This is a genomic window from Mesobacillus sp. AQ2, assembly GCF_030122805.1.
Lineage (GTDB): Bacteria > Bacillota > Bacilli > Bacillales > Cytobacillaceae > Mesobacillus > Mesobacillus oceanisediminis_A.
The window spans coordinates 4,236,575-4,251,303 of record NZ_CP126080.1; the positions used below are offsets into that span (position 1 = coordinate 4,236,575).

General features: G+C 46.4%; 11 protein-coding genes. 1 reads left to right on the forward strand and 10 read right to left on the reverse strand.

What is annotated here, in order from left to right:
* Positions 1-7: 7 nt before the first annotated feature.
* Positions 8-322: a magnetosome magnetite crystal formation protein family gene (locus tag QNH36_RS21395; protein ID WP_144477948.1), complete on the reverse strand. Its 315-nt coding sequence runs from the start codon at positions 320-322 to the stop codon at positions 8-10.
* Between the two features lie 278 nt (positions 323-600).
* Between QNH36_RS21395 and QNH36_RS21400 the strand changes: the two genes are divergently transcribed.
* Complete coding sequence (locus QNH36_RS21400) at positions 601-1,479, forward strand: polysaccharide deacetylase family protein (RefSeq protein ID WP_283904145.1); 879 nt, start codon at positions 601-603, stop codon at positions 1,477-1,479.
* Positions 1,480-1,541: 62 nt separating this feature from the next.
* On the opposite strand, the gene uvrA is transcribed toward QNH36_RS21400, so the two are convergent.
* The 9 genes from uvrA to QNH36_RS21445 all read right to left on the reverse strand — a co-directional run bounded on the left by uvrA (position 1,542) and on the right by QNH36_RS21445 (position 14,682).
* Entirely contained in the window at positions 1,542-4,421 is a 2,880-nt protein-coding gene (uvrA, locus tag QNH36_RS21405) for an excinuclease ABC subunit UvrA (RefSeq protein WP_283904146.1), read from the reverse strand.
* A gap of 7 nt (positions 4,422-4,428) precedes the next feature.
* Positions 4,429-6,408 (reverse strand): excinuclease ABC subunit UvrB, encoded by a 1,980-nt coding sequence (gene uvrB / locus QNH36_RS21410; protein WP_144477954.1) that lies wholly within the window; start codon positions 6,406-6,408, stop codon positions 4,429-4,431.
* Positions 6,409-6,708: 300 nt separating this feature from the next.
* Positions 6,709-6,936 (reverse strand): CsbA family protein, encoded by a 228-nt coding sequence (locus QNH36_RS21415; protein WP_144477956.1) that lies wholly within the window; start codon positions 6,934-6,936, stop codon positions 6,709-6,711.
* 327 nt (positions 6,937-7,263) lie between these two features.
* Positions 7,264-8,505 (reverse strand): EAL and HDOD domain-containing protein, encoded by a 1,242-nt coding sequence (locus QNH36_RS21420; protein WP_283904147.1) that lies wholly within the window; start codon positions 8,503-8,505, stop codon positions 7,264-7,266.
* A gap of 128 nt (positions 8,506-8,633) precedes the next feature.
* Positions 8,634-9,209, reverse strand: a complete 576-nt coding sequence (locus QNH36_RS21425; protein ID WP_283904148.1) for a helix-turn-helix domain-containing protein — start codon at positions 9,207-9,209, stop codon at positions 8,634-8,636.
* Positions 9,210-9,355: 146 nt separating this feature from the next.
* On the reverse strand, positions 9,356-9,763 hold the full coding sequence (locus QNH36_RS21430; RefSeq protein WP_251543003.1) for a GNAT family N-acetyltransferase: 408 nt from the start codon (positions 9,761-9,763) through the stop codon (positions 9,356-9,358).
* Positions 9,756-10,436 (reverse strand): HAD family hydrolase, encoded by a 681-nt coding sequence (locus QNH36_RS21435; protein ID WP_283904149.1) that lies wholly within the window; start codon positions 10,434-10,436, stop codon positions 9,756-9,758. Before QNH36_RS21435 ends, QNH36_RS21430 begins: the two co-directional genes overlap by 8 nt.
* Positions 10,437-10,557: 121 nt before the next feature.
* A complete protein-coding gene (locus tag QNH36_RS21440) occupies positions 10,558-13,017 on the reverse strand; it encodes a S8 family serine peptidase (RefSeq protein ID WP_283904150.1) in 2,460 nt (819 codons plus the stop codon).
* A gap of 237 nt (positions 13,018-13,254) precedes the next feature.
* Positions 13,255-14,682, reverse strand: coding sequence for a S8 family serine peptidase (locus tag QNH36_RS21445; RefSeq protein WP_283904151.1), 1,428 nt, complete (start codon positions 14,680-14,682; stop codon positions 13,255-13,257).
* Positions 14,683-14,729 lie beyond the last annotated feature (47 nt).

A 14,729-nucleotide genomic window follows, 5' to 3' on the forward strand; every position in this document is an offset into this window, starting at 1 on the left:
ATCCTCCTCAATTTGTATTAAGCACCTTTATTCCTTTAACCAAATTCCATATAAGGACAATGAAACTCAATATAACCATTAAAATCGCACTGCTGAACAGGAATACAGGGAATCCCCCTGTTCCTCCGTTAAAATCAATGAACACCGCAATTAAAATAAGCGGCACAGGAATCAGTGGTATAAGATGTGACATTAGCGCTTTCTTCGCATGGAACTTTACATCTCCATCCTCTGAAGCTAAATAAGCAACAAGGGGGAACAAGATCCCGGCGAACATAATACTGAAATAGCACAAAGCTGACAGAATCCTTTTCGTATCCATCCTCTTCATCTCCTTAGCAATTAATACGCAGCGGAGTCTAAGAAGTTTCATTTCTTTATGAAATTAATTCGACAAACTGCTTTCAAACCCTTGTCTACACCCCCATTATTTATCGAATCTTCCGTGAACTCTACAATAGGCAAATTCCACTATTTTCTTATTCAAATAATGTTGATGAACTATTATCCTGTAATTATATAGAAATATTCCTGTAACAAACATGAAATATTACCGTCTAAGTAAGTGAAATTAAATTAGAAATCAGCGAGGGATGCAGAGTGTTCAGATTGAAAAGTAAAACAGCCAGATGGTGCACTGTTGTTTGTTTAGTTGGGTGGCTAGTCACTTCCTCTTCCGCCGTGGCTAGCCAGGTGAAAAAGCCAGTGGTCCATAGTTCCTGCCAACATCAGGAACTCAAACCAGCTTATCATCGCACTGACCATGTGTTAAAAAAACTTGAAACAAAGCCGCCTAGATTTATAGTAAGTGAAACACGATATAAAGAACAACCGACTCCAGACGTAGTTAACCCTCCCTCTGAAGAACCAGCCAAAGCTCCTTCAAAAACTGTCTACTTAACATTTGACGACGGACCGCACAAGGTATCAGACCAACTTTTATCGATTCTAAATGAGTTTGACGCAAAAGCTACCTTTTTTATGCTGGACGGCAATATGAGGAACTTTCCCGATGCGGTAAAAAGGATGGCAGAAGCCGGCCACAGCCTTGGAGCGCATGGTGTCACCCATGACAAAACGAAAATCTATCAGTCTCCGCAAACCGTTGTCGCTGAAATGGAACAGACACTAAAGACCATCAAAGAAATCACAGGAATCGATTCGACCCTGATCCGCACACCATATGGGAGCGCCCCTTACATGAAGGATCCTTATAAAAAAGCCGTCAGTGACAAAGGATACCAGTTGTGGGACTGGAACGTAGACAGCAAAGACTGGTATTACCGCGATAACCGGCTGGTTGCCAATACAATCGCCCAGGTAGCAGACAAAGCCAAGAAGGATGAGCCGCTCGTGATCCTTCTGCATGAAAGAGAAGAAACCCTTATCCAGCTGCCTCAATTGCTGGAATTCCTGAAAAAGCAGAATTATGATTTTAAAGCGCTCGATGCACAGATGACACCGATTCAGTTGAAATAGTGTAGTATGATTCTTTACGCAAAAAATCTCTTCCCGAAAAGGAAGAGATTTTTTCATATAGATTACGCATTGCTAGTACTTTTTTCTTTTTCCTCGATCTGCTCTTTCATCCGCAGTCTATCGCGTTCCAATATCGGCTTGAGGTACCGGCCGGTATAAGATTCTTCCACTTCGGCGATTTTTTCCGGAGTGCCGGTAGCGACGATGGTGCCGCCGCGGTCTCCTCCTTCCGGGCCAAGGTCGACGATATAGTCAGCGGCTTTGATGACATCGAGATTATGTTCGATGACCAGCACGGTGTCGCCATTTTCGACGAGACGCTGGAGGACGACAAGCAGGCGGGATATATCATCGACGTGCAGACCGGTTGTCGGCTCATCCAGGATATAAAGCGAACGTCCTGTTGAGCGTCGGTGCAGCTCGGATGCCAACTTGACGCGCTGGGCTTCCCCGCCGGAAAGAGTCGTCGCCGGCTGGCCGAGTTTGATATAACCAAGGCCGACATCGTAAATCGTCTGCAATTTGCGGGCGATCTTCGGAATATTAGCAAAGAATTCAACCCCTGCCTCAACCGTCATATCAAGGATATCTGAAATATTCTTTCCTTTGTATTTCACTTCCAAAGTCTCGCGGTTGTAACGCTTACCATGGCATACTTCACATGGGACGTATACGTCAGGCAGGAAGTGCATCTCGATTTTGATAATACCGTCTCCGCGGCAGGCTTCACAGCGGCCGCCTTTTACATTGAAGCTGAAGCGGCCCTTTTTATAGCCGCGGACTTTTGCTTCATTCGTCGACGCAAACACATCACGGATGTCATCGAACACACCCGTATAGGTTGCCGGGTTTGATCTTGGCGTACGGCCGATTGGCGACTGATCGATATCGATGACCTTGTCGAGGTAATCGATACCTTTTATTTCCTTGAACTCGCCTGGCTTGCTTTTTGCTCTGTGCAGCTTCATCGCCAGCGATTTATGAAGGATTTCATTGATCAGGGTACTTTTGCCGGAACCGGATACACCTGTGACGGCCATGAAGGTTCCGAGCGGGAACTTCACATTGACATTTTTCAGGTTGTTTTCCTTTGCGCCTTTGATTTCAATATAGCGGCCGTCTGGTTTGCGGCGCTCGATTGGCAGCGGAATGAATTTTTTGCCTGAGAGATACTGGCCCGTAAGCGAATTTGGATCATCCATCACCTCTGCCGGCGTACCCTGGGAGATAATTTCCCCGCCATGGATGCCAGCACCAGGACCGATATCGATCAGGTGGTCAGCCGCTAACATCGTATCTTCATCATGTTCGACGACAATCAAGGTATTGCCGATGTCACGCATATTTTTCAGCGTATCAATCAGCCTGTCATTGTCGCGCTGATGCAAACCGATGGACGGCTCATCAAGGATATAAAGCACTCCGGTTAGACGCGAACCAATCTGGGTTGCCAGCCTGATCCGCTGAGCTTCCCCGCCGGATAGCGTTCCGGCAGCGCGGCTCAACGTCAGATAATCCAGACCCACATTTATCAGGAAGCCAAGCCGCTCAGTGATTTCACGGAAAATCATGTTGGCAATTTTCATTTCTTTTTCAGAAAGTTCAAGGCCCTCGAAAAATTGATGTGCTTTCTCAACCGATAATGCTGTTACTTCACCGATATGGCGGCCGTCAACCAGTACCGCCAGGGTTTCACGCTTCAGCCTATAGCCTTTGCATGTCGGGCAGGCGTGCTCGCCCATATACTTCTCCATCTGCTCGCGGATATAGTCAGAGCTAGTTTCCTTATAACGGCGCTCCACATTCTTCAATACGCCTTCGAAAACAATATAATTTTCCCTGACCTGTCCCCAGTCGTTCTCGTAACGGAAGTAAATCCTGTCTTTAGTGGAACCATAGAGAATCTTCTCCATCTGGTTGTCTGGGAGATCCTTTACCGGCATATCCATATCGATTCCATAGTGATTGCAGATTGCCTCAAGCAGCTGCGGATAGTATTGCGAGCTCGTCGGTTCCCACGGGGCAATGGCATGCTGCTTTAATGAAAGCTCCTTATTCGGGATGACCAGGTCGACATCAACCTCCAGCTTTGCGCCGAGTCCGTCACATTCCGGGCAGGCACCGAACGGGCTGTTGAATGAGAACATCCGCGGCTCCAGCTCACCGATTGAAAAACCGCAAATCGGGCAGGCATGGTTTTCGCTGAACATCAATTCTTCCTCGCCCATCACGTCAATCAGCACATTGCCTTCACCTAGCTTGAGTGCAGATTCAAGTGAGTCCGCCAAGCGTGCAGCTATGCCTTCCTTGATGACAATCCGGTCGATGACGACTTCGATCGAATGCTTCTTGTTCTTTTCAAGCTCGATTTCGTCACCCAGGTCGAGCATTTCCCCGTCAACGCGGACACGGACATAGCCCTGCTTTTTTACATCCTCAAGGACTTTTGCATGGGTGCCTTTACGGCCGGAAACGAGCGGAGCCATAATTTGCAGCTTCGTTCTCTCCGGATATTCCAGCACGCGATCGACCATCTGTTCAATCGTCTGTGAGGTAATCTCTATATTGTGCACCGGGCAGGTTGGTCTTCCCACCCTTGCGAATAACAGTCGCAAATAATCATAAATCTCGGTCACCGTTCCCACTGTTGAACGCGGGTTCCGGCTTGTTGTTTTCTGGTCGATGGAAATCGCCGGAGACAATCCTTCGATTGAATCGACATCCGGCTTGTCCATCTGGCCGAGGAACTGGCGCGCGTATGCAGACAATGATTCCACATAGCGGCGCTGCCCTTCAGCGTAAATCGTATCGAACGCCAGCGAGGACTTCCCTGAACCGGAAAGTCCTGTCAGCACAACAAGCTTGTCTCTCGGAATGGTGACATCTATATTTTTCAAATTATGGGCCCTGGCGCCTTTGACAATCAGTTTATCCATAGCCATGTTATCGTCATCCTTCCGCTTTCAACTCAAGAATGAGGTCACGCAGCTCGGCTGCCCGTTCGAAGTTGAGGGCCTTTGCTGCTTCCTTCATTTCCTTTTCCATATTTAAAATTACTTGTTCGCGATCTTTCTTTGTCAGCTTCTTCAGACCTTCTGCCGGGCTGTACGCTTCCTGATCTTCGGCAGCAATCGTCGCACGGATCACGTCGCGGATACTCTTCTGGATCGTCTGCGGTGTGATGCCATGCTTTTTGTTATATTCCTCCTGGATTTCACGGCGGCGCTTCGTTTCACTGATCGCCTTTGTCATCGAATCGGTCATCTTGTCCGCATACATGATGACATGACCGTTTTCATTCCTCGCTGCACGTCCGATCGTCTGGATGAGCGATCTTTCTGAACGGAGGAAGCCTTCCTTATCGGCATCCAGAATCGTCACCAGCGATACCTCCGGAATATCCAATCCTTCCCTCAAAAGGTTGATTCCGATAAGGACATCATATTTACCAAGCCGCAGCTCGCGGATGATTTCAATCCGCTCAAGCGTCTTGACCTCTGAGTGCAGGTACTGGACCTTGATGCCGATTTCCTTCAGGTAATCGGTCAGATCCTCTGACATTTTCTTCGTCAAGGTTGTTACCAGTACACGCTCATTCCGCTTCGTCCGCTCCTGGATTTCGCCGATCAGGTCATCGATCTGGCCTTCAATCGGCCTTACATCGATTGTCGGATCAAGTAATCCAGTAGGACGGATGATCTGCTGGACCATTTCCGGTGTATGCTCCAGTTCGTACGGCCCTGGAGTCGCCGAGACGAACACCGCCTGTTTGACATGCTTCTCGAATTCGGCAAATGTCAGCGGACGGTTATCCATAGCTGACGGCAAGCGGAACCCATGGTCAACAAGCACTTGTTTACGTGCCTGGTCACCATTAAACATTCCCCGTATTTGCGGCAATGTAACATGCGACTCATCGACGACAATCAAAAAGTCATCGGGGAAGTAATCAAGCAATGTATAAGGAGTCGCACCCGCCGGCCTTAAAGTCAGGTGGCGCGAGTAGTTTTCGATTCCTGAACAGAAGCCCATCTCGCGCATCATCTCAAGGTCATACCTTGTCCGCTGCTCAAGCCTTTGAGCCTCAAGCAATTTCTCCTCGGCACGAAGCACTTCAAGGCGCTCTTCTAGTTCTTTTTCAATATTCTCGATCGCGATCTTCATCTTTTCTTCGCGGGTTACGAAGTGGGATGCCGGGAAAATCGCGACATGGTCACGTTCACCGATGATCTCGCCAGTGAGCGCATCGACTTCGCGAATCCGGTCAATCTCATCACCGAAAAACTCAATCCTCATGCAATGCTCATCACGTGATGCAGGGAAGATCTCAACAACATCACCGCGGACACGGAACGTCCCACGCTTGAAGTCAATATCATTCCGTTCGTACTGGATATCAACCAGCTTGTGGAGCAGTTTGTTCCGCTCAATCTCCATCCCAGTCCGGAGCGACACGACCATGTCACGGTATTCATCCGGATTACCGAGACCATAGATGCAGGATACACTGGCAATGATGATGACATCCTTGCGCTCGAACAAAGACGAAGTAGCTGAGTGGCGCAGCTTGTCGATCTCATCATTGATGCTCGCATCTTTTTCAATGAATGTATCCGTCTGAGGCACATAGGCCTCCGGCTGGTAGTAATCATAGTAACTGACAAAATACTCAACCGCATTATTCGGGAAAAATTCCTTGAACTCGCTGTAGAGCTGCCCTGCCAATGTCTTATTGTGGGCAATGACAAGCGTCGGCTTGTTCACTTCCTTGATGACATTCGAAATCGTGAACGTCTTACCTGTTCCTGTCGCGCCAAGGAGCGTCTGGTGCTTCTTGTTATCGCGAATGCCTTTCACCAGCTCTGTTATTGCCGCAGGCTGGTCTCCCTGCGGGGAATACTTCGAGACTAATTCAAATTGGTCCTTCACAGAAAAGCCTCCTGTAATTTAATTTCTGTCGGGTTCATTTCGCAGTGGAAAATGAACCTTCCTATATATAAGCCTTACACGGTTGTCAAAAAAGTCATATCCTCATTCTACCACAAAGCAGGTAAAACAAACCAACAAAAAGCGAACAGACATTCGAATTATTATTCTTCTTTTAAAAGACACTGTTGAGCAATGTCGAATGATTGTTAATCAAATGTTTGATTGAACTTCGGTTTTGCCTGCTGTAATAGGAAAAACCTGCCGAACAGAATTCGACAGGCTTGATTTAAGTTTTTTCAGCTATTTCTTGTTCCTGCTCCTCATCTGATTGGCCAGAAAGAAGCCAAACGTCAACGAGAAAGCGTCAACGACGATCAGCAGAAAGGTATCCGTATACCCTTTATAAACAGAAGCCGCGATCAATGCGACTGTCAATACAAGCGCAAGGACATGATTATAGGCAACCCGGGAAAAAAACACGACCATGAAACCAGGCAGGAGCAGTGCGGACAAATATTTCAGCACCAATGGAAAAACACCTCATTCAGAGAGAATTTCGAACTTTTTCAAAACGACTTTATCTATGTAAAAAATATAGCTTTTTTAGCGGCAGGTTACAAGAATTTACTTTGCAAATGAAGGTTGTTATCGAAAGATGTTGTTAAAATCTTAAAGCCGATTTTAACGTGCTAAAAAGCCATTTTGCAGTTCGTTTTTAAGTGTGCAAGCTCTTTTCTCATGATAAGCTTTTATTTTATGAAGAAAACTATCATTCAATCCCATTTAGTAGTCAATAGCAACAAAGTTTGAGAAAAGAGCCTAAAAGAAAAAGCATGCAGCAGCATGCTTTAAAGATTATGGATTCACTTCAGTCAATACCTTGGCTGCCCAGTCACTCGCCTCTCCATAAAGCCTGAAGAGCTCTTCCTTGCTCATCGTGGTCGGGTTGAAAGCAAGCTCAAGATTTTCGTGGAAGGCATGCTCAATATCTATTAAAAATTGAAGCATGACGTATTCATCATTCTTTTCACCCGATAAGGCATCCTTCAATTCATTGCTGAGAGGCAAGTCTTGAAGCAAGTCCTCCATCGGATGGTGCAGCAGGGAATCCATCAGGGAAAACATTCCGAGAAGGAAATACTTAGAGGCCAATACCTCTCTTCCTACCTTCCTGCCAATCAGTTCCCCCAGCTTTCCCCGCTTTAGGGACAATTCAATGATTTCCCTTTCCTTGGAATTGCCGGTACCTGTGACTGCTCCCCTGATGGCCAGTACATAGATCCATTTTTTTATTTCATTAAGCCCTAAAAGGATAATAGCCTGCTTAATCGAGGAAATCTCGTTCCGCGGCCTGAAAACCGGGTTATTGATCAATCTTAACAGTTTGTAGGAAAGGGATATATCCTTTTCAATGACATCCTTTATTTTTTCCAGGTCTGGTTCCGGGCTCTCGGTTTCTTTCAGAATCTGAAAATAGGAATGATAATAAGATGGGATATCATAGCTGTTCAGGATAACTGGCTTGCTAAAGTAAAAACCCTGAAAGAATACGAACCCATCTTCCTTCGCTTCAAGATATTCATCGATCGTTTCGACTTTTTCAGCAAGAAACCGGATGGCCCTTCCCTTTAAAAAGCGGATCATTTCCAGCCTGTCCGTTCGGCTGGTCGTCCTGAAATCGATTTTGATTATATCAATAAAGTCCAATAATCGGACCGTCAGTTCATTCCACTGGGAAACAAAAAAATCATCCAGCGCAATAGTGTATCCATGCGATTTCAATTCCTGGCAAATTTTCAGGATCTCATCATTCAATTCAACGGTTTCAAGAATTTCCACCACAATGGATAATGGATTGAAATAAGAAGGAACACCCAGTTTTAATAGATTATCAGTAAAATTAATGAAACAAGGTTTGCCATTCGATAAATCTTTGACCCCGATATTCAAGAAGCTATTCACAATAACGTCCGTTGTAGCCTGGTCCCCATCTGTATGCTGATAAGTATTGACTGCGCTGCTCCTGTAAAGCAATTCATACGCAACAGTTTTCTCATTCAAATCAAATATAGGCTGCCTGGCAACATAAATATCCATACTGAATCCTCCCGGGGACGTTAACAACTAATCTGTTACTATTTAACAATAGTTTGATAGGAAAAATATACTATTATTTTACAAGTATTACAAGATTAATGTTGAGTTACCAGGATTTTCAATTTTTCTCATTGCTTATTATGAATAACTCTATTGATTTTTTTGCGAATGGATTCTCGCGTCCTCCCTAGCAATTCAGAGATTTCGCCCAACGACTTGCCGCAGCAGTAGAATTCCATCAGGAGCTTCTCTTCTTTTTTCGTCCATGCTTTATAATTCGTGACTTGCCGAACGGTTTTACGCTCTTCTGCCACCCACTCCGGTTCAGGAGGGAGTGCATCAAGCTCTAGTTTGGAAAAGTCAATTTTATGGCGCTTACTTTCAGCCCACGCCCAAAAATCATCAATGTTGATGAAGGTAAATTTCTTCTTATTGCGGGTAATCCGCTGATGGGAATCCAATTCATGATTAAGGATCCATTGCATCACGGTATTTCGGTCTATCTTGAGGATGTTTGCCAGTTCTCCTGCGGTCAGCATTCCCGTGTAAGATTTCGTGTGGGACAGTCCCAATCTGGTGATCTTCACTTCAAGGGCTGTAAGACTGCGATTCAGCCTTCTGGCAATGCTAGGTAATGATTGGCTGCCAAGCTGGTCTTTAATTAGCTGTATATCTTCAGGCGCGTATTTCATCTTAGATCTCAACCATCCTTCAATCTAAAATTACTGCTGCTTTATTTTTCACTTTGCTAATTAAAACACATTTAGAATCCAAGAAGAATACCACATGGGGTAAAAAACCAATTTTCCCAACAATTATTAGCGCAGGATTTTCCTTCCATTACCACTTGTTAGTACTTACGATACATTCCATAGGAAGCAGGATAAGTATAGTCAAAACCAAATTTTTCATACAGCTTATTTGCCGGTGAATCCGCAATCAAGCTGACATAAGAACCTTCGTATGTATGTTGTTCAAGGTATGTGCAAAGCTCCTCCATCACAAGTCTTCCCAATCCCTTACCCTGATAAGCCGGCTTGACGGCGATATCTACTACTTGAAAAAACGCCCCGCCATCGCCAATGATCCTTCCCATCGCCACTAGCGTGGTATGTTCATAAACAGTGACAGCAAATAATGAATTTTTCAGTCCGATTCGCACGGCTTCCTCCGATTTCGCGCTCAAACCTGCTTCGAGACGAAGATTGATATAGTCTGAAATGCTTGGGGGATGATATGTAACCTTAAAATCAGTCATGATTTTCAGCTCCTTTTCCGATGATCCCTAACAACTCTTCTAATTCTTTAATGATAAAATCAGCTTCCGCGCTGTGCCAATAGTCATTACGCTTCAAAATCCCAATCATCCCGGCACATTTGGAGGCAGCCACATCATATTCTGGATGGTCACCTACAAATATACTGCCAAATGCTGATACACCAAGAGCGTCAATCCCCTTCCTGAAGATTCGTAAGTCAGGTTTCCTCAATCCCACTGCTTCAGAGATGAGAATGGTATCAAAGTAACCCTCAATTCCTAAAGCCTTTATATTGTCCATCTGGAAATTAGCCTTGCCATTCGAAATGATGCCCAGCCCCAGATCCATTTGCTTAAGTTTCCCAACTACCTCGTTCAGGTTATTAAATCCTGTGCACGAATGCTTGAAATTCATTATGTAATCTTCCATCAACTCTTCCCATGTCAGTGACGCTATGTTGAATTCTTGTAAGAGCTGGCTGTAGACTTTATCCTTCCATACATATCCGCGGGCATCCAATTCAATGAATCTCTCTTTATAAATCTGTTTGTCTATCACTTGCAATTCAATTTGAAAGCGGTCGTACTGGGCTTCAATAAATTTTACGAGAGATGTTTCACGATCCAGGAGGGTACCGTCCAAATCAAAAAAGACAGCCTCAATATTCCGCAACTGAATTCCTCCTCTTTCAAAAGAATCGTATTTGTTTAATGACTTTCTGAACTATGGACGCTGCCAGGGATTAGCCCATGCGAAAAAGAACAGACCATTTTAGGCCTGTTCACATTTTACCCTATTTCAGAAATGCATTATAGTAACGTGTCATCGCAACTGCAAAGTCTCCGCGTGTGTTTTTTGCAGTTGGGCTGAAGCTTGCTGTTACTTTTGGTTTTAAATCGTATGGACCCTGTGTTACAGCGAAGTTCGCATTTAGGATGTTCAGGTCCAGCGCCATCTGAACATAGCCTTTCAGATGTTCCGGAACTTCTGCTGCATCTGAAATGGCAATTCTCTCATCATTATACTGTACGGTCAGCTGGCCATCGAATTCTTCCGCCTCTTTTTGCATGCCCAATGCCTGGACGAGTGAGTATGCCAATTCTGCGCGAGTCACGCCATCCTTTGGCGCAAATTTGCCTGTTGCTTTAGGAAGAATGACTCCGTTCTGGATATGCTGCTGATCCCGGAAGGAGGCTCCTTTGGCAGTTGCTGCTTCAATGAATGGAATGTCTGAGCTTGAAACATCCGTGAAACTTGGGGCTGCTGGGAGTGATTGCTTGATTTCTGCTCCCATTACCAGGTATTTTGCCAGCTCAGCTCTTGTTAAAAGTGCATCAGGTTTGAAGGCGCCATTCGAGAAGCCATCAAATAAACGCTCGCCCACCCCCATTTTAATTGCTTCAGCTGCTGGGTGTCCGGCAATATCATTCAATCCGGAGAAACCGCTGACCTTCGTGAACGCCATCTCTCCTTTTACCGTTTCTGGAAGAGCCAGGCCTAGCGGATTGGCATCTGCCCCGCGAAGCCCGCGGATTTCAGCCTTCCATGCACCAGGTACAGGTGATGTGACCGATACGGTGCGGTCATAGTAGAGCGGGAACAGCAGGCTTACACCTGAGCTGTATTCCTTGCCGTCCGGAGCAATCAGCACCAGGTTGATTGGATTGCCCGTTTGCTCCATCAGACCCGCTCCGTCTACTTTTGCCACAATGCTGGACATGCCTTCTTCGACAGTGAATTCATATTTGTTATCCGAAATAAATGTGAGCGGATTATAATCAACTGAAAATTCCTTTCGCTCCGTTGATGAATCAACATTGCTATAGAATGTCTGGGTTGAGTTCAGGGTTGATCCATAGGCAGTATCATTGAATGCCTGATCGATGGCTGCATAGGCATTCACATAACCTGCACCGACCTCCCATGTTTCATAGCCTGGCATATTCGTAGCGGTCTGTTCAAGGATGGATTTGATTTCATCCGGTGACAACTGTGGATTCGCATCGAGCATCAAAGCGACGATCCCGGCAACATGTGGCGTCGCCATTGAGGTCCCGCTCATGGTTGTGTAATAAGGCAGGTAAGCAGTCTCGATTGTTTGCGCATCCTGGTCGGCTGACAGGCTTGATACCGGCGCGAGGACACGGGTTGAAACGATATCTACCCCCGGAGCCGTCACTGTCGGTTCATCCTTCCATGTCCATTCCTTGCCATTCATTGTAAAAGTACCGCCGACACCCTTTGTTCCCCTTGAAGAAAAATCAGCCAGTGTGCCATCTTTGACTCCGGCCGCAACGGAAATGACCCATGGAGCTTTAGCGTACGGATTATGAGTGTTCTCCCCGGGACCTTCATTTCCTGCCGCAAAGAGAACTGTGATGCCGCGGTCGTGCGCTTTTTTGCTGGCAATATTGATCGGATCATTTGGATCGAAGTCACCTGATGAACCCCATGAATTCGTGATGACACGGATATTGTACTGTGATTGATGAGTGATCGCGTAGTCAAAACCGCCGATTCCATCAAGGACGAATAATGCCGCTCCTGAGCCATAGCCAATCAAGTCAGCGCCAGGTGCTGCACCTTCATATTTGCCGCCTGACATCGCCCCCGTTCCGCCAACCGTTCCGGCAACATGTGTACCATGTCCTGAGTTCGAGTCAGTGTTGGGGACATTTTCCTGGTAGCTGATTGGCAGCAATCCCGGAGCCAGTGCATTCAGATTTGTCTGGGCCATTACATTCTGGACCAGATTTTTACCCAATTCGTGGTCCTTATGCGTTCCGTCAATGCCACTGTCGTTCACGACGACACCTACTCCTTTTCCTGAAACCGGCAGTCCTCCATTTGCTTTCCGGAAGCTGTCGTCTGTCCTTGCTTTATCGACGCCGGTGATCGCTGTGGCATCTGCGTTGAAGTAAGAGAGCTTCTTGTTCATATAGATTGATTGAACTTCCGGATTTGCCGCCAGCTGCTCAATCTGATCCTTTGTCGCGATGACCCCGGCAATCGGCAGGGACTTCATGCTTACTCCCGTTTCAATTCCGAGCGTTTTTAACAGAGATAGCTGGGAGCTTGTTGGTGCGCTGTCCCCCTTGAAAGTGACAATGACTTGCAGTGAACTTGCCATGTCAAACGCCTTGGTGACAAGCGGGTCAATTACCGCAAGACTGCTCGCCTTCCCCTGTGGAACGGCAAAAAACGGCATAAACAGCAGGAATGCCAGCAACAGATACATAAAACGTTTCATCATATTCTCCTCTCACTATATTAAAATTTTGAATATTCCTAACTTAATTATCATGAAATCCCTGCTGCAAAACTATTCTTCTAAGGTTATAAACTTTATTTCCGGAATGTCTATTTTGGCATCGTACAAAAGTTGTAGATGGAGTAGTGCAGACGTAAGATGCGCGTCATTCGCTAGTTTTTTTCTCACTTCAGCATTGCAAAAATCTCCCTCGCAACGGCAAGGGAGATCAACTAATCATCACTTTTTCATTTTAAAAGCTGCATCTACCGCTTTATAAGCGTTCACATAACCGGCGCCGACTTCCCACTCAGCGTAATCCGGCATTGCTGTGGCGGTGTTTTCAAGGATTGATTTTACCTCGGAAGGTGACAGCAACGGGTTTGCCTCCAGCATAAGAGCAATGATGCCGGCGACGTGCGGTGCGGCCATCGATGTTCCGCTCATCGTTGTGTAATAAGGCAGGTATGCCGGCTCTATATATTCAGCGTCAGAGGTTGCTCCAAGCGCCACGAGGGGGCTGATGACTCTGGTTGAAATGATGTCGACTCCTGGTGATGTCACTGTCGGCTGATCGATCCATTTCCATGTCTGGCCGTCGACAGTGACGGTTCCTCCCCGGCCCTCTTCGCCGCGTGATGAAAAGTCGGCGAGCTTTCCTGATTTATCCCCGGCTGCAACGGTCACTGCCCATGGTGCCTTTTTGTAATTCCCGGAAATCGTTTTTGATTCCGGACCAGAATTCCCGGCGGAGAATACTGTCACGATTCCGCGGTCGTACAGTTTTTTTGTTGCGATATTAATAGGATTGTATGGATCAAAGTCAGTTCCGGCGTCACCCGTGTCTCCCCAGGAATTCGTGATGACGCGGATATTGTACTGCTGCTGATGGGTCAGCGCATAATCAAATCCGCCAAGAGTATCAAGCATTGCAACCGCTGCGCCTGATCCATAGCCAATCAGGTTCGCGCCAGGAGCAACCCCTTCATATTTTCCTCCAGACATTTCGCCAGTTCCGCCTACAATACCAGCTACATGTGTGCCATGGCCGGAACTTGAATCAGTGTTTGGGACATTTTCAATATATGAAATAGGCAAAAGCGTGCTTAGTGCATTCAGGTTGGTGGATCCCAGCACATTCTGGACGAGATGGCTGCCGAATTCCAGATCCTGATGCGTTCCGTCGACCCCGCTGTCATTGATGACGACGCCAATCCCCTTGCCAGTGACCGGCAAGCCGCCGTTCAGCTTTCTCATTGTGTCATCTGTTCGAACCTGGTCAACGCCGGTGAGATCCGTAGCTTCGGCGTTTTCGTACTCCAGCTTTTTGTTCAAATAGATTGAAACCACCTGGTCACTTTGAGCAAGCTGATCAATCTGCGATTTTGTCGCGAGAATTCCCGCGATTGGCAATTTGTTCAGCGTCAGGCCCTTCGTGATGCCAAGCTTCTCCAAAAGATTTACCTGCTCCGGCATGACCCCTTCATCACTATTAAAAGTGACGATTGCTTCGACCGGCGTGATGCTCTTCAGCAGGGTTTCTGTCAGTTCAGAGTCCACAACTGCTGTACCAGGCTCAACTGCCTTAGTCGCTGTCCCTGGAACCATCGCAGCAAAGACTGTCGCGGCCGTGAGAATAAATGATAAAAATGCAGCTTTTAACTTCATTAATTTTTCAGCCCCTTATTTTTTTCTTAATATTCCCATAATATTTA

Bases quoted from the DNA above. Each gene is read 5' to 3' on its own strand.
- QNH36_RS21445 (WP_283904151.1), bottom strand. From the start codon at position 14,682: ATGAAGTTAAAAGCTGCATTTTTATCATTTATTCTCACGGCCGCGACA.
- QNH36_RS21440 (WP_283904150.1), bottom strand. From the start codon at position 13,017: ATGATGAAACGTTTTATGTATCTGTTGCTGGCATTCCTGCTGTTTATG.
- QNH36_RS21430 (WP_251543003.1), bottom strand. From the start codon at position 9,763: ATGACTGATTTTAAGGTTACATATCATCCCCCAAGCATTTCAGACTAT.
- uvrA (WP_283904146.1), bottom strand. From the start codon at position 4,421: ATGGCTATGGATAAACTGATTGTCAAAGGCGCCAGGGCCCATAATTTG.
- QNH36_RS21395 (WP_144477948.1), bottom strand. From the start codon at position 322: ATGGATACGAAAAGGATTCTGTCAGCTTTGTGCTATTTCAGTATTATG.
- QNH36_RS21420 (WP_283904147.1), bottom strand. From the start codon at position 8,505: ATGGATATTTATGTTGCCAGGCAGCCTATATTTGATTTGAATGAGAAA.